The 19,710-nt window shown below is 66.0% G+C and carries 15 protein-coding genes and 1 riboswitch; of the genes, 9 read left to right on the plus strand and 6 right to left on the minus strand.

Features of this window, described 5'->3' with window-relative positions:
* Positions 1-43: 43 nt before the first annotated feature.
* The 3 genes from ACK2SD_RS10845 to ACK2SD_RS10855 form a co-directional block, all read right to left on the minus strand.
* Entirely contained in the window at positions 44-748 is a 705-nt protein-coding gene (locus ACK2SD_RS10845) for an SDR family oxidoreductase (protein ID WP_295481733.1), read from the minus strand.
* Between the two features lie 109 nt (positions 749-857).
* On the minus strand, positions 858-1,742 hold the full coding sequence (locus tag ACK2SD_RS10850) for a LysR substrate-binding domain-containing protein (protein WP_412462101.1): 885 nt from the start codon (positions 1,740-1,742) through the stop codon (positions 858-860).
* On the minus strand, positions 1,739-4,384 hold the full coding sequence (locus ACK2SD_RS10855; protein WP_412462102.1) for an excinuclease ABC subunit A: 2,646 nt from the start codon (positions 4,382-4,384) through the stop codon (positions 1,739-1,741). The genes ACK2SD_RS10850 and ACK2SD_RS10855 overlap by 4 nt, the downstream gene beginning before the upstream one ends.
* A 169-nt stretch (positions 4,385-4,553) precedes the next feature.
* Here ACK2SD_RS10855 and ACK2SD_RS10860 point away from each other — a divergent pair, with 169 nt between their 5' ends.
* The 5 genes from ACK2SD_RS10860 to ACK2SD_RS10880 all read left to right on the plus strand — a co-directional run bounded on the left by ACK2SD_RS10860 (position 4,554) and on the right by ACK2SD_RS10880 (position 9,457).
* Entirely contained in the window at positions 4,554-5,057 is a 504-nt protein-coding gene (locus tag ACK2SD_RS10860) for a GNAT family N-acetyltransferase (protein WP_412462103.1), read from the plus strand.
* A gap of 50 nt (positions 5,058-5,107) precedes the next feature.
* Positions 5,108-5,584: an isochorismatase family protein gene (locus ACK2SD_RS10865; RefSeq protein WP_412462104.1), complete on the plus strand. Its 477-nt coding sequence runs from the start codon at positions 5,108-5,110 to the stop codon at positions 5,582-5,584.
* Between the two features lie 224 nt (positions 5,585-5,808).
* Positions 5,809-6,624 carry a substrate-binding periplasmic protein gene (locus tag ACK2SD_RS10870; protein ID WP_412462105.1) on the plus strand — a complete coding sequence of 272 codons (816 nt, stop codon included), beginning with the start codon at positions 5,809-5,811 and terminating at the stop codon, positions 6,622-6,624.
* A 95-nt stretch (positions 6,625-6,719) separates the two neighbouring features.
* Complete coding sequence (locus ACK2SD_RS10875; protein ID WP_412462106.1) at positions 6,720-8,903, plus strand: OsmC domain/YcaO domain-containing protein; 2,184 nt, start codon at positions 6,720-6,722, stop codon at positions 8,901-8,903.
* A gap of 227 nt (positions 8,904-9,130) precedes the next feature.
* The gene (locus tag ACK2SD_RS10880) at positions 9,131-9,457 is read left to right on the plus strand and encodes an NUDIX domain-containing protein (RefSeq protein ID WP_412462107.1); all 327 of its coding nucleotides are present in this window, start codon (positions 9,131-9,133) and stop codon (positions 9,455-9,457) included.
* Positions 9,458-9,488: 31 nt separating this feature from the next.
* Here ACK2SD_RS10880 and ACK2SD_RS10885 read toward each other — a convergent pair whose 3' ends face one another.
* The gene (locus ACK2SD_RS10885) at positions 9,489-10,388 is read right to left on the minus strand and encodes a hydroxymethylglutaryl-CoA lyase (RefSeq protein ID WP_039578282.1); all 900 of its coding nucleotides are present in this window, start codon (positions 10,386-10,388) and stop codon (positions 9,489-9,491) included.
* A gap of 82 nt (positions 10,389-10,470) precedes the next feature.
* The gene (locus ACK2SD_RS10890) at positions 10,471-11,355 is read right to left on the minus strand and encodes a helix-turn-helix domain-containing protein (RefSeq protein ID WP_412462108.1); all 885 of its coding nucleotides are present in this window, start codon (positions 11,353-11,355) and stop codon (positions 10,471-10,473) included.
* A 163-nt stretch (positions 11,356-11,518) separates the two neighbouring features.
* Between ACK2SD_RS10890 and pobA the strand changes: the two genes are divergently transcribed.
* Positions 11,519-12,703, plus strand: a complete 1,185-nt coding sequence (gene pobA, locus ACK2SD_RS10895; protein WP_412462109.1) for a 4-hydroxybenzoate 3-monooxygenase — start codon at positions 11,519-11,521, stop codon at positions 12,701-12,703.
* A gap of 9 nt (positions 12,704-12,712) precedes the next feature.
* Here the strand turns inward: pobA and ACK2SD_RS10900 are convergent, their stop codons facing one another.
* Positions 12,713-13,363, minus strand: a complete 651-nt coding sequence (locus ACK2SD_RS10900; protein ID WP_412462110.1) for an ankyrin repeat domain-containing protein — start codon at positions 13,361-13,363, stop codon at positions 12,713-12,715.
* Between the two features lie 165 nt (positions 13,364-13,528).
* Here ACK2SD_RS10900 and ACK2SD_RS10905 point away from each other — a divergent pair, with 165 nt between their 5' ends.
* From ACK2SD_RS10905 to cobN, 3 genes are all read left to right on the plus strand, one after another.
* Positions 13,529-14,410 (plus strand): LysR substrate-binding domain-containing protein, encoded by an 882-nt coding sequence (locus tag ACK2SD_RS10905; protein WP_412462111.1) that lies wholly within the window; start codon positions 13,529-13,531, stop codon positions 14,408-14,410.
* A gap of 201 nt (positions 14,411-14,611) precedes the next feature.
* Positions 14,612-14,793: riboswitch (cobalamin riboswitch) on the plus strand.
* A gap of 98 nt (positions 14,794-14,891) precedes the next feature.
* Entirely contained in the window at positions 14,892-15,956 is a 1,065-nt protein-coding gene (gene cobW, locus ACK2SD_RS10910; protein WP_116888457.1) for a cobalamin biosynthesis protein CobW, read from the plus strand.
* 3 nt (positions 15,957-15,959) lie between these two features.
* Positions 15,960-19,709: a cobaltochelatase subunit CobN gene (gene cobN / locus ACK2SD_RS10915; RefSeq protein WP_412462112.1), complete on the plus strand. Its 3,750-nt coding sequence runs from the start codon at positions 15,960-15,962 to the stop codon at positions 19,707-19,709.
* Position 19,710: the final 1 nt, after the last annotated feature.

Raw genomic sequence — 19,710 nt, forward strand, 5'->3', positions numbered from 1 at the left:
CTCGAGGGTTTAACTGGATTTGCCATCGATTGCCCTGGCGGCTTCACACGCTGCGGGTCAGCCCGCCATCGACGCGCAGGTTCTGCCCGGTGATGTAGGCGGCGCCGTCGCTGGCCAGGAAGGCGATGGTGGCGGCGATTTCCTCGGCTGTGCCGTAGCGCTTGAGCGGCACGCTGTCGCGGCGCTGGTCGGTGCCGGGCAGGCTGTCGATCCAGCCTGGCAGCACGTTGTTCATGCGCAGGTTGTGCGCAGCGTAGGTGTCGGCGAAGACCTTGGTGAAGGCCGCCAGCCCTGCGCGGAACACCGCCGAGGTGGGGAACAGGTCGCTGGGCTCGAAGGCCCAGGCGCTGGAGATGTTGATGATTACGCCGCCGCCTTGCGCCTGCAGGGTCGGCGTCACCAGGCGGGTAGGGCGGATGACGTTGAGCAGGTAGGTGTCCAGCCCCTGGTGCCAGTCGTCGTCACTGATCGCCAGGATCGGCGCGCGCGGGCCGTGGCCGGCGCTGTTGACCAGCACATCGATGCGCCCCCAGCGCTGCAATACGGCATCGACCAGGCGTTGCAGGTCGTCGTTGCTCTGGTTGCTGCCGGTGATTCCGATACCGCCGAGCGCGTGAGCCAGGGCCTCGCCTTTGCCCGAGGACGACAGGATCGCCACCTTGAAGCCGTCGCTGGCCAGACGACGTGCCGCTGCAGCGCCCATGCCACTGCCGCCTGCGGTGATGATCGCTACTTTTTCTACTGACATGCAGCCTCCGTGGGTGCGTTGATCGAATCGACGAACGCCAGGTTAGCAAGGCCTGTCTGTCGCCAGACAGGCAGCGATCAGCGGCTGAGTCAGTAGAAAAACTATTCTCTCAGGTGTCCCCGATCTGGTGCTGCAACCAGTGGCGCACGGCACCCAGCGCTGTCGGCGCGCCGTCCTTGCGCGGCCAGACCAGATACAAATGCTTGTCCATGGGTAGCGCCTGCTCGAATACCTGCACCAGCCGCCCGGCGTGCAGTTCGTCCTTGACGAACAGTTCGCTGGACAGTGCCAGGCCTTGTCCGGCCAGGGCGGCTTCGATGGCCAAAGCGGTCTGGTTGAAGCGCAGGTTGCGCGGCATGGGCTGCGTCGGCTGGCCGAACAACTGCGCGATGTAGGTCGGCCACAGGTTATGCGCATCGTGCAGCAGCACAAACGGCTGCAACTGTTCGGCACTGCGCGGCGTACCCTGCTGGGCGAGGAGGGCGGGGCTGGCCACGGCCACCATCCGCTGCTCGGTCAGCAGCTCGGCGCTCAGCCCGGGGCCGAAGGGCGGTCGACCGTAGCGCACCGCCAGGTCCACGCCATCGGCCTGGAAACGCGACAGACGTTCGCTGGCCAATACGCGCAGGTCGATGTCGAGGTGGGCCTGGGTGAACGAACCCAGGCGCGGGATGAGCCAGCGCGAGGCGAAGGTGGGCGTGACGCTGACGGTCAGGTGACGGTCGTCCGGGCGCAGCGCGGCGGTCGCCTCACCGATCAACGCCAGGGCGCTGCGGATGCTGTGGCTGTAGACCAGCCCGCCCTCGGTGAGGCGCAGCCCGCGTGGCAGGCGCTCGAACAGACGCGCTCCGAGATGCGCTTCCAGCCCACGAATCTGCTGGGCGACGGCCGCTTGGGTGACCTCCAGTTCGTCGGCCGCCAGGCGGAAGTTGAGGTGGCGGGCGACCACTTCGAAGACGCGCAGGGCGTTGAGCGGCGGCAGCGGGCTGCTCATCGCCGCGCCTCCCCATCGACCAGTACTCGCGCCAGGAAGGGCGCGGTGCGGCTGTCGGCGCAGGACGCCACCTCGCGAGGGGTGCCGCAGGCCACGATCTGCCCGCCTGCCGTGCCGGCGCCCGGGCCGATGTCGATCACCCAGTCGCTTTGCGCCACCACGCGCATGTCATGCTCCACCACCACGACGGTATGGCCCTGATCGACCAGGCGGTTCAACTGCACCAGCAGCCGGTCGACATCCTGCGGGTGCAGGCCGTTGGTGGGCTCGTCCAGCACGTACAGCGTCGCCCCACGGGCACTGCGCTGCAGTTCGGTGGCCAGCTTTATGCGCTGCGCCTCGCCGCCGGAGAGCTCGGTGGCCGGCTGGCCCAGACGCAGGTAGCCCAGGCCGATGTCGGCCAGCACTTGAAGGCTGCGGCGTGGCGCGGGGTGTTCGGCGAACACGTCCAGCGCCTGATCGACGGTGAGCTGCAGCACCTGGGCGATGTTCAGGCCTTGCCAGGTGACGGCCAGGGTGGGCGGGTTGTAGCGCGCGCCATGGCACGTGGGGCAGGGCGCGTAGACGCTGGGCATGAACAGCAGCTCGACGCTGACGAAACCTTCGCCCTCGCAGGTCTCGCAGCGGCCCTTGGCGACGTTGAAGGAGAAACGTCCGGCATCGAAACCGGCGGCCCGAGCCTGCTCGGTGGCGGCGAACAGCTTGCGCACGTGATCGAACAGGCCGGTGTAGGTGGCCAGGTTCGAGCGCGGGGTGCGGCCGATAGGTTTCTGGTCCACCCGCACCAGGCGCTTGAGCTGCTCGAGACCGGCGCTGATGTGCCCGCTGCTGGGCTGTTCGGGTTCGTCTTCAAGGCTCTGCTCCTGGGGTTCATCGGCCCCCGCCTGCTGACCCAGATGGGCGCCTACCAGCTCCAGCAGGGCTTGGCTGACCAGGCTCGACTTGCCGGAACCGGAGATGCCGGTGACGGCGCTGAAACAGCCGAGCGGGAAGCGCGCGTCGAGCTGGTCGAGGTTGTTGCGGCTAATGCCTTCCAGGCACAGCCATTGCCGTGCAGGCCGAGGCGCGCGCTGGCTGGGCGTCGGGTCGGCGAACAGGTAGACGCCGGTGCGCGAGTCGGCCACCTCGGCCAACCCCGCCGGCGGGCCGCTGTAGAGGATGCGTCCACCGTGCTCGCCCGCGGCCGGGCCGACGTCCACCAGCCAGTCGGCGCGGCGCAGGGTGTCCAGGTCGTGTTCGACCACGAACACCGAGTTGCCCGCCTGTTTCAAGCGTTGCAACGCATCGAACAGCGCCTCGCTGTCGGCGGGGTGCAGGCCGGCGGAGGGTTCGTCGAGCACGTAGATCACGCCGAACAGCTGCGAGTTGAGCTGGGTGGCCAGGCGCAGGCGCTGCAACTCGCCCGAGGACAGCGTCGGGGTGCTGCGCTCCAGCGCCAGGTAGCCCAGGCCGAGGTCGAGCAGGGTGTCGATGCGCGCCAGCAGTTCACTGGCGATGCGTTGCGCGGCCAGGCGCTTTTCCAGAGAGAGATTGGGCGTGTGGCGCACGTCCTGGCCGCCGGCATGCGGGGGCTCGCCGCGTGCGGCACGCTGCTCGCGGGCACTGCGGGTCTGCGCGTGACTGAGCGTCTCGCCCCCCTCGTCGCGGCGTTGCAGGTAGCTGGGCGCGGCGACGTCGCGCAACACCTGGGCCAAGTCCTGCAGGGGCAGGCGCGACAGCTCGGCGATGTCCAGCCCGGCGAAGGTCACGCTCAAGGCTTCGTGCTTGAGGCGCCTGCCGGCGCACGCTGGGCACGGGCTGGGGCGCATGTACTGGGCCACGCGCTTGCGCATCTGTGCGCTCTGCGAGTGCATGAAGGTGTGCAGTACGTAGCGGCGGGCACCGCTGAAGGTGCCTTGGTAGCTCGGCTCGAGCTGCTTCTTTAGCGCTGCGCGGGTCTGTGCCGGGGTGAGGCCCGCGTAGACCGGCACGGTGGGCGTTTCATCGGTGAACAGGATCCAGTCGCGCTGTTCCTGGGGCAGGTCGCGCCAGGGCACATCGACGTCATAGCCCAGGGTGACGAGAATGTCGCGCAGGTTCTGGCCCTGCCAAGCCATGGGCCAGGCGGCCACGGCGCGTTCGCGGATGGTCAGCGACGGATCGGGCACCAAGGTGGCCTCGGTCACTTCGAACACTCGGCCGATGCCATGGCATTGCGGGCAGGCGCCTTGCGGCGTGTTGGGCGAAAAATCCTCGGCGTACAGCATCGGCTGCCCTGGTGGGTAACTGCCGGCGCGCGAGTAGAGCATGCGGATCGAACTCGACAGGGTGGTGACACTGCCCACCGACGACCGTGCGCTCGGCGTGCCGCGCTGCTGCTGCAAGGCGACCGCCGGGGGCAGGCCTTCGATCGAATCGACGTCGGGCACGCCGACCTGGTCGATCAGGCGCCTCGCATAGGGCGCCACCGACTCGAAATAGCGGCGCTGCGCCTCGGCATACAGGGTCGAGAATGCCAGCGACGACTTGCCCGAGCCGGACACGCCGCTGAACACCACCAGGGCATCGCGGGGCACATCGACGTCGATGTTCTTGAGGTTGTGTTCGCGCGCGCCACGGACGCGGACGAAGCCCTGTGCGGCGGGCGGTGAAGTCTTGGGCATGGGCGTTCCTTGTCGACGTGCGGAGGCTATTTCAGCTCATTATCTGGGTCCAGACAAAGCCTAGGACAAGCGCGAGCCGTGGCAGGTCCATGCAGTTGCCCTGTATCAAGCGCGGCGCGCTCGCGGCAGCTACAGTACGGGATGTCGATACCACCCTGCGCAGGTGCCCATGTCCGATTGGTCCATTCATCGTGTCACTGCCGATACCGTCGACGAAGTGGTCGCCTTCGTCGACCGGGCACGCCGCGAGCTGTTTCCCATGCTCGCCCAGGCGCCGTTGCCGGACGATTTGGCGCGCTTCACCGAGACGTACCTAAACGGTGCCGGTCGCTTCCTGGTCGCGCGTGACCAGGGCCGGCTGATCGGCGCGATCGGTTATTTGCCCTACGACCACCGCTTCGCGCAGCTCGACTACCGGCACCTGCGCACCGTGGAAGTGGTGCGCTTGTTCGTGCTCCCCGAGTATCGCCAGCAGGGCATGGCCCGAGCGCTGTACCAGGCATTGCGCGACCAGGCCAGGCAGGCACACGTGCAGTGCCTCTATCTGCATACCCATCCATTCCTGCCCGGCGCCATCGAGTTCTGGCAGCGCCAGGGTTTCGTGATCGTCGATGTCGAGCACGATCCGCTATGGCGCACCACGCACATGCACGCGCTGCCCGAGCACGGCTGAAACGCAGACGGTATACTGCGCGCCCTTTGTCTACTCGCGCAGACCCCTATATGCGGCAGGCCTTGCTGATCGTCGATGTGCAGTCCACCTTCAGTCCACCGGAGTGGCTGGTCGACGGCATCCGTGCACTGGCTGCACGGTTGCCGGCCATCGCTTCGGTCGAGCTGCACGACGAGCAGGTCACCCCGTTCGACCGCCAGCTCGGTTGGCACCCGGCGGCCGAGGACGAAAGTCTGGTCGAGGCCGACGAGGTGTTCATCAAGCATGGCTACGGGCAGAGTGCAGAGGCCATCGACTACCTCAAGCGTCTGCAGGTCGAGCGGGTACTGGTGTGCGGGCTGCAAACCGAGACCTGCGTGCTCGCCGCCGGTTTCGCGCTGTTCGATGCCGGGCTCGCGCCGACCTTGCTCACCGACCTGACGATAGGGTCTTCGCTGGACCGCTCGGGCAAATTGGGCATTGCGCTGTGGACCCACCATTTCCGTCAGGTGACCACCGCGGCGCAGGTGATTGCGACACTCGCGTAATTGATCGCGGTCACCACCGCCTCAACGCGCCTGGCCGTGACCACGATCACACTTTCTCCACGCCGCGCCTGGCATCATCGCCCGCGCGCCACAGGGCAGAATTCGCCGTCCTGGCGCGGGTGTCGCGTCCTCGTTGGAATTTGCTGAACCAAGTGCCTTCTGGCAGCACCTACACCTTAACGATCACTGTTGCGTCGCTGTTCAGCCCAGAAGAGGGACTTCCCATGATCGAGTGCCATTTACGCAGGGCGTTGCTGCTGTTTTTCACGTTCGCGCTGCCGGGCCTGTCGTGCGCTGCCGACGACTGCTCACGCTTGACCGCCACCGGCAACCCGGAATATCCGCCGTATCTGTGGCGCGACCCGCAAGACCCTCAGCGGCTGATCGGCGCCAATGCCGACCTGCTCCAGCATCTGGCCAGCGAGCTGGGCCTTGAGGTGCAGATCACCTACGCCGGGCCTTGGGGCCGCGCCCAGGAGGAAGTGCGCCTGGGGCGGGTCGATCTGCTGGCCGGCTATTTTCTCACCCGGGCGCGGGAGAACGAGGTGGACTTCATCCAGCCGCCGTTCCTGCACACCCCGAGCGTGGTCTGGGTGCGCAGCGAGCAGGCGATGACCTACCAAGGCTGGGACGACTTGCGCGGCCTCAAGGGTGGCGTGCTGGTCAACAACAGCCATGGCGAGCGTTTCGACGAGTACGCGCGCACCAACCTCAACCTCGAAGCCGTGCCGGGCGCCCGCCAGGCGTTCGACAAGTTGCTGCACAAACGCAGCGACTACGTGATCTTCGAGCGCTTTCCTGGCATGGCCCTGACCCGTGTGATGGACATCGAGGCAAAGGTGCAGGGTCTGGAACCGCCGATCTCCAGCGAAGGGCTGTACCTGGCGATGTCCCGCGACTCGCCCTGCAACCTGCCGGCACTGCGCGCAAAGCTGGAGGCGAAGATGAAGGACATCGTCGCCAGCGACCTGCCAGAGCGCCTGGTCACGGAGAACCTGGCGCGTTGGAAGGCCCAGCAAGACGCCGCGAAATCGCCCTGAGGCAGCGGCTGCGCGGCTCGGTCGCCTCGGCAAGACTTCACCCCGGAAAACCCGGATAATGGCGCCCATTTCGTTTTACGCGCTGGTGCCCCCGCATGGAAATCAAGGTCAATTTTCTCGACAACCTCCGACTCGAAGCCAAGTTCGACGACTTCACGGTGATCGCCGATCAGCCGATCCGCTACAAAGGCGACGGCTCGGCGCCTGGGCCGTTCGACTATTTCCTGGCCTCCTCGGCGCTGTGCGCGGCGTACTTCGTCAAGCTGTACTGCCAGACCCGCGACATCCCGACGGAAAACATTCGCCTGTCGCAGAACAACATCGTCGACCCGGAGAATCGCTACAACCAGATCTTCAAGATCCAGGTCGAGCTGCCCGAAGACATTTCCGAGAAGGACCGCCAGGGCATCCTGCGCTCGATCGACCGCTGCACGGTGAAGAAGGTGGTGCAGACCGGTCCCGAGTTCATCATCGAGCAGGTCGACAACCTCGATGCCGACGCCCAGGGCCTGCTGATGCCGGTGGCCGATTCCAGCACCACCATCGCGGGCAAGGATTTGCCGCTGGAGCGCACCATCGAGAACTTGTCCGGGTTGCTGGCCGACCTGGGCATGAAGATCGAAATCGCTTCGTGGCGCAACATCGTGCCCAACGTCTGGTCGCTGCACCTGCGCGACGCCCAGTCGCCGATGTGCTTCACCAACGGCAAGGGCGCCACCAAGGAAGCCGCGCTGGCCTCGGCCTTGGGTGAGTTCATCGAGCGACTGAACTGCAACTTCTTCTACAACGATCAGTTCTGGGGCGAGGAGATCGCCAACGCAGCGTTCGTGCATTACCCCAACGAGCAGTGGTTCAAGCCTGGACCGAAGGATGCGCTGCCGGCGGAAATTCTCGACGCGCACTGCCTGGAGATCTACAACCCGGACGGCGAACTGCGCGGCTCACATCTGTACGACACCAACTCGGGCAACAAGGCGCGTGGTATCTGCTCGCTGCCGTTCGTGCGCCAGTCCGATGGGCAGACGGTGTACTTCCCCTCCAACCTCATCGAGAACCTGTACCTGAGCAACGGCATGAGCGCGGGTAACACCCTGGCCGAAGCGCAGGTGCAGTGCTTGTCGGAGATCTTCGAGCGGGCGGTCAAGCGCGAGATCCTCGAAGGCGAGTTGTGCCTGCCGGACGTGCCGGCGCAGGTGCTGGCCAAGTACCCGAGTATCCTGGCCGGTATCCAGGCCCTGGAGGACCAGGGCTTCCCGGTGCTGGTCAAGGACGCGTCGCTGGGCGGCGAATTCCCGGTCATGTGCGTGACCTTGATGAACCCGCGTACCGGTGGGGTGTTCGCGTCCTTCGGTGCCCATCCGAGCTTCGAAGTGGCACTGGAGCGCAGCCTCACCGAGTTGCTCCAGGGGCGCAGCTTCGAGGGCTTGAACGACCTGCCGCAGCCCACCTTCGAGAGCCACGCGCTGATGGAGCCGAACAACTTCGTCGAACACTTCATCGACTCCAGCGGTGTGGTGTCCTGGCGCTTCTTCAGCGCCAAGGCCGACTTCGAGTTCGTCGAGTGGGAGTGGGCCGGCGACGACAGCACCGAGGTGCAGGCGCGCACCCTGTTCTCGTTGCTCCAAGGCATGGGCAAAGAGGTCTACATGGCGGTGTACGACGACCTCGGTGCCACCGCCTGCCGCATCCTGGTGCCGGGTTACTCGGAAATCTATCCGGTGGAAGACCTCATCTGGGACAACACCAACCGTGCCCTGGGCGTGCGTGCGGACATCCTCAACCTGCACAGCCTCGACAACCGCGCCTTGAAACTGTTGTTCAAGCGTCTGGACCAGTTGGAGGTGGATGAGTACACCACCATCACCACGCTGATCGGCGTCGAGTTCGACGACAACACGGTGTGGGGCCAATTGACCCTCCTCGAACTCAAGCTGCTGATCCAACTGGCCTTGGAGCGCTTCGAGGAGGCCAAGGAACTGGTGGAGATGTTCCTGCAGTTCAACGACAACACTGTCGAACGCGGCCTGTTCTACCAGGCGCTGAACGTGGTGCTGGAAGTGGTGCTGGACGAGGACTTGGAGATGGCCGACTACGAGGCCAATTTCCGCCGCATGTTCGGCGACGCGCGCATGGATGCCGCGCTCGGCTCGGTGGACGGCAGCGTGCGCTTCCACGGCCTGACCCCGACCAGCCTCAAACTCGAGGGCCTTGAGCGTCACCAGCGCCTGATCGACAGCTATCGCAAATTGCACGCGGCGCGGGCGCGGGCGGCGAACTGAGGCGCATACGGGGAGGGCGGCACAGCGTTCTCCCCGGTGCTGGCGCGCCGATCATCGGCGCTGTGTGTCTTCAGTGGTGAACTTGGCGTCAGACTTGCCGGTCAAACTATGTAACAAAACTGTCACACAGTGATTTCCGGTCATGAGCAGGTCCGATGCCCCACGCCAATCTTCCTGAAAAATACAGAGCTACCGTCATTTGTTTCCACGAGGGGCAGGTGTTGCTCGTGCGCAAGAAAGGCGGACGCTGGAATTTCCCCGGGGGCACCGTCGAGCGCGGCGAGTCGCCGCGCGTGGCGGCAGCTCGGGAGCTTTACGAGGAAACCGGCTTGAGCGGCAAGGAACTGCTGCAGCTGTGCAGCCTGGAAATTGCCGGGGTGTGCCATTACCTGTTCATCACCCACTTGTATCCCGGCGACAAGCCCGCCGCGCGCAGCGAGATCGCGGCCTGCACCTGGGTGGCGCGCAAGGCCTTGCAACGGGCATCGCTCAACCCCACCGCCCAGGCGCTGCTGGCCAGCGGCATTCCGGCGCTGTCGCCCTGGGCGGCCTGAATAGTTGCGTGGGTTAGTTTGCCAAGCAGCCTTACTTGGCCAGTCGCGCCCGCGCCACCCGTGAGCCGTTGTCACGGCCCAGCACCTGACTGATCCGCTGACCGGCCATGATCAGCGTGTCCAGATCGACGCCGGTCTCGATACCCAGCCCTTGCAGCAGATACAGCACGTCTTCGGTGGCGATATTGCCGGTGGCGCCCTTGGCGTATGGACAGCCTCCCAGCCCCGCTACCGAACTGTCGAACACGCTGATGCCTTCGAGCAGGCTGGCATAGACATTGGCCAGTGCCTGTCCGTAGGTGTCGTGGAAGTGACCGGCCAACTGCTCGCGCGGCACCTGCGCCGACACCACCTCGAACAGGCGCCGAGTGTCGCCCGCAGTGCCGGTGCCGAGGGTGTCGCCCAGCGACACTTCGTAGCAGCCCATGTCGTGCAGCGCTCGCGCCACTGCTGCCACTTGCGCAGGGTCCACCCGGCCCTCGTACGGGCAGCCCAGCACGCAGGAGACATAGCCGCGTACCCGCACCTGCTGCTGGCGCGCGGCGTCCATGATTGGCTCGAAGCGCTGCAGGCTCTGGCTGATCGAGCAATTGATGTTGCGTTGGGAAAAGGCTTCGGAGGCAGCGGCGAACACGGCCACCTCGCGCACACCCGCCGCCACGGCGTCCTCGAAGCCGCGCAGGTTCGGCGCCAGGGCAGCATAGGTGACGCCAGGCTGCTGGCGGATGCCGGCGAACACCTCGGCCGAGCCGGCCATCTGCGGCACCCACTTGGGCGAGACGAAACTGCCCACTTCGATGTAGCGCAGCCCGGCATCGCTGAGATCGTCCACCAGGCGCACCTTGTCGGCGACGCTGATCGGGCGGGATTCGTTCTGCAGGCCGTCGCGCGGGCCGACTTCGACCAGGCGGACCTGTGCGGGTAATGACATGGTGATGCTCCTATGGCGGTGCAGCGGTGGCGACTCCGGGCGTGCACGGTGCGGCTAAACTACTGGCAGCTTGACGTTTACGTCAAGGCACATCCTCGCTGGCGGTCCGTCGATAGGCATTGGGCGTCTGCCCGCTCAGGCGCTTGAAGAAGCGCGCGAAGTAGGTGGGATCGCTGAAGCCCAGGCGGTCGGACAACTGGCCAATGCTCATGCGCGTGTACACCAGGCTGCGCCGGGCTTCGAGCAACAGCCGCTGATGGATCACCTGCAACGCGCTCTGGGCGCTGAGGGCGCGGCACAGCTGGTTCAGTTGCAGGCTGGTAATGCCCAGGCGGGCGGCGTAGGTCTCGATCGGCAGGTGCTCGCGATAGTGCGCCTCGACCAAACGCAGGTACTGCCCGAGCAGATGGCGGTCGCGTTCATCGCGATTGCGCGGGGCCAGGCCCAGTTGCTGGCGTCGGCTGATCCACACCATCAAGGCGCTCACCAGTGCGTCGAGCATGGCCGCACGCCCTGGGGCGCTGCCGTCGTATTCCTGTTGCAGCGTCTCGATCAGGCCACGCAGACGCGCCCGGTCGCGGCCCAAGGCGTAGCATCCGGGCGAGGTCAGCACTGCCAGCGGCGCGTCCAGGCGCTGCTCGAGTTCGGCCACCAGCGCGGGGCCGAAGGTCAGTACATGCCCCTGGATATCGGCGCTGAAGTGAAAGCCATGCACGGTCAGTGGCGGTACCACCTGAATCGCCGCCTCTTCGATTTCGCGGCGGCGTCCCTCGATTTCCACCACCGCCCGGCCACGTTGTACGTAGAGCAACTGGAACAGCTCGGCATGTCGGTGCGGCTTGATTTCCCAGTGGTGCAGGCGGCTACGGGCCGGAATCGATTCGCAGTGCAGCAGGTCGGTGCCAGGCCAGGTGTGGTTTTCGCCGTAGAGCTGGAACAGCGGCACGCCGGGAAGCGAGGATTTCATCGTGGGAACCTGTTCGCTGATCGCACAAGATTTTCGAAAGTGCAGTTTTTCTATTGGATAACACAGCTTTTCAGCAGATTTCGCCAGTAAAAATACAGGGGCATACCCTAATCATCCGTGCCGGCTATTGCCAGTCCGGCACCGACAAGGCGAGACAACAACAATGAAAACTCAGGTTGCAATCATTGGTGCCGGTCCTTCTGGCCTGCTGCTCGGCCAACTGCTGCACCAGGCCGGTATCGACACGCTGATCCTCGAACGGCAGACGCCGGACTACGTGCTCGGGCGCATCCGTGCCGGCGTGCTTGAACAAGGCACGGTCGATCTGCTGCGCGAGGCGGGCGTCTCGGCGCGCATGGACCGCGAAGGACTGGTGCACGAAGGCGTTGAACTGCTGTTCGGTGGTCGTCGCCAGCGACTGGACCTCAAGGCCCTGACCGGCGGCAAGACCGTGATGGTCTACGGCCAGACCGAAGTGACCCGCGACCTCATGCAGGCCCGCGAGCAGAGCGGGGCGCCGATCTTCTACGGCGTCAGTAACGTCCAGCCCCATGGCCTGAAGGATGAGCAGCCCTACGTCACGTTCGAGCACGAAGGCCAGGTGCAACGTGTGGACTGCGACTATATCGCCGGCTGCGACGGCTTCCATGGCGTTTCGCGCCAGAGCATTCCCGAGGGCGTGCTCAAGCAGTACGAGCGGGTCTATCCATTCGGCTGGCTGGGGCTGCTGTCCGATACTCCGCCGGTCAACCATGAGCTGATCTACGCCCACCACGACCGTGGCTTCGTGCTGTGCAGTCAACGTTCTGCCACCCGCAGCCGCTACTACTTGCAGGTACCGCTGCAGGAGCGGGTCGAGGACTGGTCGGACGATCGCTTCTGGGACGAACTCAAGGCGCGGCTGCCCGAAGAGGTCGCCGAGCGCCTGGTCACCGGACCTGCGCTGGAGAAGAGCATCGCCCCGCTGCGCAGCCTGGTGGTGGAGCCGATGCAGTACGGCCACCTGTTCCTGGTCGGCGATGCGGCGCACATCGTCCCGCCTACCGGGGCCAAGGGGCTCAACTTGGCCGCCTCCGACGTCAATTACCTGTACCGCATCCTGCTCAAGGTCTACCGCGAAGGCCGCACCGAGCTGTTGCAGCGCTACTCCGAGCTGGCGTTGCGGCGAGTGTGGAAAGGCGAGCGCTTCAGCTGGTTCATGACGCAGTTGCTGCACGATTTCGGTGAGCACAAAGATGCCTGGGACCAAAAGATGCAGGAGGCCGACCGCGAGTACTTCCTGAACTCGCCAGCCGGCCTGGTGAACATCGCCGAGAACTACGTGGGCCTGCCGTACGAGGCCGTGTAGGGGGCGGCGTCAGGGTTCGAGCAGCGCCACCATCTGCGCATAGCCGCGCGCCTTGGCATGGGCCAGTGCGGTCACGCCGTCCTTGTCGGCGATCGTCGGGTCGGCGCCGGCGGCCAGCAGCCGTTTCACGATCTCGACGTGCCGAGGGCCGCCATCGCCGAGAATCACCGCCTCCAGCAGGGCGGTCCAATGCAGGCGGTTGAGGTGGTTCACCTCGACCCCGGCGTCGATCAGCATCTGCACCGTGTCCACATGGCCGCGCTCGGCAGCCGGGATCAGCGCCGTGCCGCCATAGCGGTTGGTGCTGGCCAGGTCAGCGCCGTGGTCCAGGGTCAGGCGCAGGATCTGATTCAGGCCCCGCGCGCCGGCATACAGGTAGGGGCTGTCGTGGATGGCGTCCTTGGCGTTGACGTCCGCTCCGGCCTCGATCAATACCCGGGCCGCCTCGACATGGTTGCCATGGGTTGCCAGCATCAACGATGTGCGACCTTGCGCATCGCGACGCTCAAGATCCACCGACTCTCTGAGCAGGCGGCCGATGGCGGGGGCATCGCCGCGCTGGGCGGCGTACAGCAGGCGGGTGTCCATGGGCGAGGTCTCGGCGTGGGCCATAGGGCAGGTGAGCGCAGCCAGCAGGCAGGCGATGAGGGGCATGCGCATGAGGCGGTCTCCTGGGTACGAAGGTTCATCCTAGGAGATCAGACGCAGCGGACTGAAACGAATTATCTGGATGACGCGCAGTGGCTTTGCGAATACCTGCGCGATTGCCGGGGCGGCGGGGCTGTGTTAGAACGCCGTTCTTCCATTCGCGAATCGAATACTGCGATGCACACCAGCGTCAAACCGAATAGAGCGCTGTTCGACCTCGACTTGCTCCGCGCCATCGTCGTGGTGGCCGATTGCGGCAGTTTCACCACCGCCGCTGCTCGCCTGCACTCGACCCAGTCGACCATCAGCCAGAAGGTCCGCCGCCTGGAAGAGATGGTCGGCCATCGCCTGCTGGTGCGCGGTCACCGCGACGTGCTGCCCACCGACGCCGGCCAGACCCTGCTCGGCTACGCCCGGCACATGCTTGCGCTCAATGACCAGATGCTCGAGGCCCTGGCCGGGGCCTCGGTCGGCGTGACCGTGCGCCTGGGTGTACCCGAAGACTTCGTCGGCGGCCGTACCACCCATGCACTGTCAGCCTTCAGCCGCCAGTATCCGCAAGTCAAGCTGGAGGTCACCAGTGGCCTGTGCCGCGACCTGAGCCAGGCCTACGACAACGGCGAGCTGGACCTGGTGCTGCTCAAACAAAGGCGCAACAGCCGCGAGGGCCTGGCTTGCTGGCCGGAGCCGCTGCAATGGATCGACAGCCTGCAACTGCCCACCTTCGAGCTGGACCCGGTGCCACTGGTGACGTTCCCGCCGCGCGGCCTGTACCGCGAAGACATGATCCAGGCCATCGAGGGCATGGGCCGCCGCTGGCGCATCAGCTTCACCAGCTCCAGCCTGTCCGGCATCCAGGCGGCAGTCGCCAACGGCATGGGCGTGAGCCTCCTGCCACCGCGTGCAGCCACCGACGAGCACCGCGTACTGGGGACAGCGCAGGGGCTGCCGGAGGTGGACAGCTACGAGATCGTCATCGTCCATCGGCCCAGCGCCGACGGTATGGTCAAGGCCCTGGCCGATACGCTCAAGCAGCTTCTGGCCGGCGAAGGATGGTAGTGGCCGCCTGTCGGCGCGAGACGGTTGACCACCTGCGCCCCACTGCGTAGCCTTGCCGGTTCGAGGTTCTCCGGCCCGACCGGAGCTTGGGTCTGTCTGAAATGTGTCTGCGCGAAGGCCAGACAAGGCGAAACGGGGTGAGAAAGCGCAGTGTACTGGAGTACATGAGCATTTCGAGCCCCGTTTCAACGCCGTATGGGCGAGTGCAGACACATTTCAGGCAGAGCCTAAGACGGGAACGCGGTCCAAGCCGCGGCTGCCCCCGCAACTGTAAGCACTGAACAGGTTCGACACAGCCACTGCACGTGCGGGAAGGCGTCGAACTAACGGCCCGAGGCCGTGCAGTGCAAGCCAGGAGACCTGCCTCGTGACGTTTTCGACCTTCAACCGGGCGGGGTGATCCGGTGGCGAACGTGCCCGGCCGCTCGGCCGAGGCGCTCGTCCCGCATGCCCGCACCATTGCTGCCAAGGGCATTGCCACATGAAAACACTGGCCAAACTTCCGGTCACCATCGTCACCGGCTTCCTCGGCTCGGGCAAGACCACCTTGCTCCGGCACATGCTCGACAACGCCCAAGGCCGGCGCATCGCGGTCATCGTCAACGAATTCGGCGAGCTGGGCATCGACGGCGAGATCCTCAAGCAGTGCAGCATCGGCTGTAGCGAGGAAGAAGCCAACGGCCGCGTCTACGAGCTGGCCAACGGCTGCCTGTGCTGCACGGTGCAGGAAGAGTTCTTCCCGGTGATGCGCGAGTTGGTGGCGCGCCGTGGCGACCTGGACCACATCCTCATCGAGACCAGCGGCCTGGCGCTGCCCAAACCCTTGGTGCAAGCCTTCCAGTGGCCGGAAATCCGCAACGCCTGCACCGTCGATGCAGTGATTACCGTGGTCGACAGCCCGGCCGTGGCTGCCGGCACCTTCGCCGCCTATCCCGAGCAGGTCGATGCCCAGCGCAAACTCGACCCTAACCTGGATCACGAGTCGCCCCTGCACGAACTGTTCGCCGACCAGTTGGCCAGCGCCGACCTGGTGGTGCTGAACAAAGCTGACCTGATCGACGCCGAGGGCCTGGCCAAGGTCCGTGCCGAGGTGGCCGAAGAACTGCCACCGGCGGTCAAGGTGATCGAGGCCAGCAGCGGTCGTCTGCCGCTGGACGTGCTGCTGGGCCTGGACGCGCAGGCTGAAGCGCACATCGATGCGCGCCGCACCCATCACGATTCGCACCATGACGGCGAAGAGGACGACCACGATCACGACGCCTTCGACTCCATCTCCATCGACCTGCCCGAAGCCGACGAGCGCCTGCTGCTCGACGCGCTGGCGCAGTTGGTGGGCGAGTTCGGCATCTTGCGTGCCAAGGGCTTCGCCGCGATTCCCGGCAAACCGATGCGCCTGCTGATCCAAGGCGTCGGCACGCGCTTCGACAAGCACTTCGACCGTGCCTGGCGCGCCGACGAGCCGCGCATCACCCGGCTGGTGCTGATCGGTCAGGACCTCGATGCCGCCCAGCTCGAAGCGCGCCTGCGCCAGGCCCTGGGCGCCTGATCCATGCACCTGCTGCGGACCCAGCCCGGCGGCTTCGTGCCGGACGACAGCATTGCCGACCTCGGCCAGACCCCCGCCGACCTGGTGATTCTCTGCAGCGGTGATTCGCACCTGGCGCTGCTCGCCGACACCGCCGAGCAGTTGCCGGACGACTTTCCCAGCCTGCGCCTGGCCAATCCCATGCAGGTGCAGAACCATGCTTCGGTGGACCTCTACTTCGATCAGGTGCTGCGCCACGCCAAGGTGATCCTGCTGTCGCTGCACGGCGGCGTCGGCTACTGGCGCTATGGCGTGGAGCAACTGGTCGAACTGGCCGCCAGCGGCGTGCAACTGATTCTCGTGCCGGGCGACGACCGACCCGACCCCGAGCTGACCCGCCTGGGCACGGTGCCCGACGCTCAGGCCGAGCGGCTCTGGCACTTTCTGCGCCAGGGCGGTCGGGTCAATGCCCTGAACCTGTTCAAGTGCCTGGCCAACCAATGGTTGGGCCGCGACTACACCTGGGACGCGCCGCAGCCGCTGCCGCGTACCAGCGTCTACCATCCCGACAAACCCGCCGCGCAGTTGCAGGACTGGTATGGCCACTGGCAGCCCGAACAGCCGGCCGCCCCGATCCTGTTCTACCGCTCGCACCTGCAGGCGGCCAATACCGGTTTCATCGACGTGTTCTGCCAGCGCTTGCAAGCCGCCGGATTGAATCCGTTGCCGATCGCGGTTGCCAGCCTCAAGGAAATGGCGTGCCTGGAGCAGGTCCAAGTCTGGCTCGATGAGGCCGGCGCCGAGGTGGTGATCAACACCACCGGTTTTGCCCTGTCCAGTCCCGAGCGCCCCAATCTGCGACCGCTGCGCCGCGACGTGCCGGTGTTGCAGGCTATCTGCGCCCAGGACAATCAGCCCGGCTGGGAAGCCAGTGAGCAGGGCTTGGGGGCGCGCGACCTGGCGATGCATATCGTGCTGCCGGAGCTCGATGGGCGCATCATCACGCGCCCCGTGAGCTTCAAGGACCTGGCCTGGCGCAGCGAACGCAGCCAGTCCGATGTGGTGTGCTACAAGGCCCATCCCGAGCGCATGGATTTCGTCGCTGAACTGGCGCGGCGGTGGGTCGAGCTGGCGCGTCGGCCCAATGCGCAAAAGCGCGTGGCGCTGGTGCTGGCCAATTACCCCACCCGTGACGGCCGGATCGGCAACGGCGTCGGTCTGGACACGCCGGGTGCGGCCCTGAACATCCTCAAGGCCCTGCAAGCCCAGGGCTATCCAGTGGCCGACCTGCCGTCGACCGGCACCGCACTGATTCACCGCCTGCTCGGCGGCGTGACCAACGACCTGGACCACCTCGACCAGCGCCCGTGTGCTCAGAGCCTGGCCCTGGACGACTATCTGGCGGCTTTCTCCCGACTGCCCGAAGCCAACCAGCGGGCAGTGCGCGAGCGCTGGGGGGCACCCGAGCAAGACCCCATGTTCCGCAGCGGGCGGATGATGGTGGCAGGACTGCGCCTGGGCCTGACCTTCGTTGGAATCCAGCCGGCGCGCGGCTACCAGGTGGACCCCAGCGCGGTCTACCACGATCCGGACCTGGTGCCCCCACATGGCTACCTGGCGTTCTATTTCTGGTTGCGCACAGTCTACGCTGCCGATGCGCTGATCCATGTCGGCAAGCATGGCAACCTGGAATGGCTGCCCGGCAAGGGCGTCGGCCTGTCCGCCGAGTGCTGGCCGGATGCACTGCTCGGCCCGTTGCCGAACATCTATCCATTCATCGTCAACGACCCAGGCGAGGGCGCTCAGGCCAAGCGCCGGACCCAGGCGGTGATCATCGATCACTTGATGCCACCGTTGACCCGCGCCGAAACCTACGGGCCTTTGCGCCATTTGGAGCAACTGGCCGACGAATACTATGAAGCGCAATTGCTCGACCCACGGCGAGCCCGCGAGCTTCAGCGCGACATCGTCGAGTTGGTGAAGGCCAACCACATTGACCGCGACCTGCAGCTCGAAGGTCAACTGGACGATGCTGCGGTGTGGCTGCCGCGCCTGGACACCTACCTGTGCGACCTCAAGGAATCGCAGATTCGCGACGGCCTGCACGTGTTCGGCCAGTCGCCCCAGGGTCGCCTGCGCAGCGACACGCTGCTGGCGTTGCTGCGGGTCGACCGTGGCGACGGTCGCGACGGCAATGCCAGCCTGTTACGGGCGTTGGCGCGGGCGCTGCAACTGGACTTCGATCCGTTGGATTGCGACCTGGGTCAGGCCTGGGACGGACCACGTCCGGCGCTGCTGCAGGACGTGGTGACGAGTGCCTGGCGCACCCAGGGCGACACCCGCGAGCGTCTGGAGCTGCTTGCCTTGGCGTTGATCGAAGCGCGCCAGCGCGCGCCCGATACCCCGAGCTGGCAGGGTGTGCAGGCGGTGCTGCATACGCTGCACGAGCAGGTCGCACCGAGCCTGGATGCCTGTGGCGATGCCGAAATCGACGGCCTGCTGGCGGCCCTGGCCGGGCGCTTCGTGCCTGCCGGGCCGAGTGGTGCGCCAAGTCGCGGGCGTCTGGACGTGCTGCCCACTGGGCGCAACTTCTATACCGTGGATGTGCGCAACCTGCCCACCACCACGGCCTGGAGGCTGGGCTTCGCCTCGGCCAACCTGATTCTGGAGCGTCACCTGCAAGAGCATGGCGATCACCTGCGCCAGTTGGGCTTGTCGGTGTGGGGGACGGCGACCATGCGTACCGGCGGCGACGATATCGCCCAGGCCATGGCCCTGATGGGCGTGCGGCCGGTGTGGGCCACGGGCAGCCAGCGGGTCGATGACTTCGAGATCCTGCCGCTGAGTGTGCTCGACCGGCCACGGGTTGATGTGACCTTGCGCGTCTCCGGCTTTTTCCGCGATGCCTTCGGCAATCTCATCCGCCTCTTCGACGCGGCGGTGCAAGCGGTGGCGGCACTGGACGAGCCGGACGACCTCAACCCGCTGGCTGCCCGGGTCCGTGCCGAGCGTGAAACCCTGCTGGCGCAGGGCATGGCCGCCGAACAGGCGCAGCGCCAGGCCGGCTGGCGGGTGTTCGGTGCCAAACCGGGCGCCTATGGTGCTGGGGTGCAGAACGCCATCGATGGGCGCCTGTGGCAGGCCCGCGCGGACCTCGCCGAGGTCTACCTCAACCATGGCGGCTATGCCTATGGCGGCGCCGACGAGGGTACTCCGGCACGCGCCCAGTTCGCCCAGCGCCTGGGCCAGGTCCAGGCGGTGTTGCAGAACCAGGACAACCATGAGCATGACCTGCTCGACTCCAACGACTACTACCAGTTCCAGGGCGGCATGCTGGCGGCAGCCGAAACCCTGGCGCAGGAGACCGTGGCCAGTTACCACGGCGATCACAGCCAGGTCGATCGACCGCGCATCCGCACCCTGAAAGAAGAGCTGAACCGGGTGATCCGCGCCCGAGCGCTGAACCCCAAGTGGATCGACGGGGTCAAGCGTCATGGCTACAAGGGCGCCTTCGAGTTGGCCGCGACCGTGGACAACCTGTTCGCCTTCGACGCCACCACGCATCTGATCGACGATTACCATTACCAGGCGCTGGCCGATGCCTATGTGCTCGATCCTGGTACCCGCGATTTCATGCGCCAACACAACCCGCATGCCCTGCATGACCTGACCGAACGCCTGCTCGAAGCCCAGCAGCGCGGTTTGTGGCAGGCGCCGGGCGACTACCGCGAAGCCCTCGAGCAGCACTTGCTCGACGGTGAGGAACACGCCTGAG

The organism is Pseudomonas sp. SC11, from assembly GCF_047039205.1.
Lineage (GTDB): Bacteria > Pseudomonadota > Gammaproteobacteria > Pseudomonadales > Pseudomonadaceae > Aquipseudomonas > Aquipseudomonas boreofloridensis.

Bases quoted from the DNA above. Each gene is read 5' to 3' on its own strand.
- ACK2SD_RS10845 (WP_295481733.1), bottom strand. From the start codon at position 748: ATGTCAGTAGAAAAAGTAGCGATCATCACCGCAGGCGGCAGTGGCATG.
- ACK2SD_RS10850 (WP_412462101.1), bottom strand. From the start codon at position 1,742: ATGAGCAGCCCGCTGCCGCCGCTCAACGCCCTGCGCGTCTTCGAAGTG.
- ACK2SD_RS10855 (WP_412462102.1), bottom strand. From the start codon at position 4,384: ATGCCCAAGACTTCACCGCCCGCCGCACAGGGCTTCGTCCGCGTCCGT.
- ACK2SD_RS10860 (WP_412462103.1), top strand. From the start codon at position 4,554: ATGTCCGATTGGTCCATTCATCGTGTCACTGCCGATACCGTCGACGAA.
- ACK2SD_RS10865 (WP_412462104.1), top strand. From the start codon at position 5,108: ATGCGGCAGGCCTTGCTGATCGTCGATGTGCAGTCCACCTTCAGTCCA.
- ACK2SD_RS10870 (WP_412462105.1), top strand. From the start codon at position 5,809: ATGATCGAGTGCCATTTACGCAGGGCGTTGCTGCTGTTTTTCACGTTC.
- ACK2SD_RS10875 (WP_412462106.1), top strand. From the start codon at position 6,720: ATGGAAATCAAGGTCAATTTTCTCGACAACCTCCGACTCGAAGCCAAG.
- ACK2SD_RS10885 (WP_039578282.1), bottom strand. From the start codon at position 10,388: ATGTCATTACCCGCACAGGTCCGCCTGGTCGAAGTCGGCCCGCGCGAC.
- ACK2SD_RS10890 (WP_412462108.1), bottom strand. From the start codon at position 11,355: ATGAAATCCTCGCTTCCCGGCGTGCCGCTGTTCCAGCTCTACGGCGAA.
- pobA (WP_412462109.1), top strand. From the start codon at position 11,519: ATGAAAACTCAGGTTGCAATCATTGGTGCCGGTCCTTCTGGCCTGCTG.
- ACK2SD_RS10900 (WP_412462110.1), bottom strand. From the start codon at position 13,363: ATGCGCATGCCCCTCATCGCCTGCCTGCTGGCTGCGCTCACCTGCCCT.
- ACK2SD_RS10905 (WP_412462111.1), top strand. From the start codon at position 13,529: ATGCACACCAGCGTCAAACCGAATAGAGCGCTGTTCGACCTCGACTTG.
- cobW (WP_116888457.1), top strand. From the start codon at position 14,892: ATGAAAACACTGGCCAAACTTCCGGTCACCATCGTCACCGGCTTCCTC.
- cobN (WP_412462112.1), top strand. From the start codon at position 15,960: ATGCACCTGCTGCGGACCCAGCCCGGCGGCTTCGTGCCGGACGACAGC.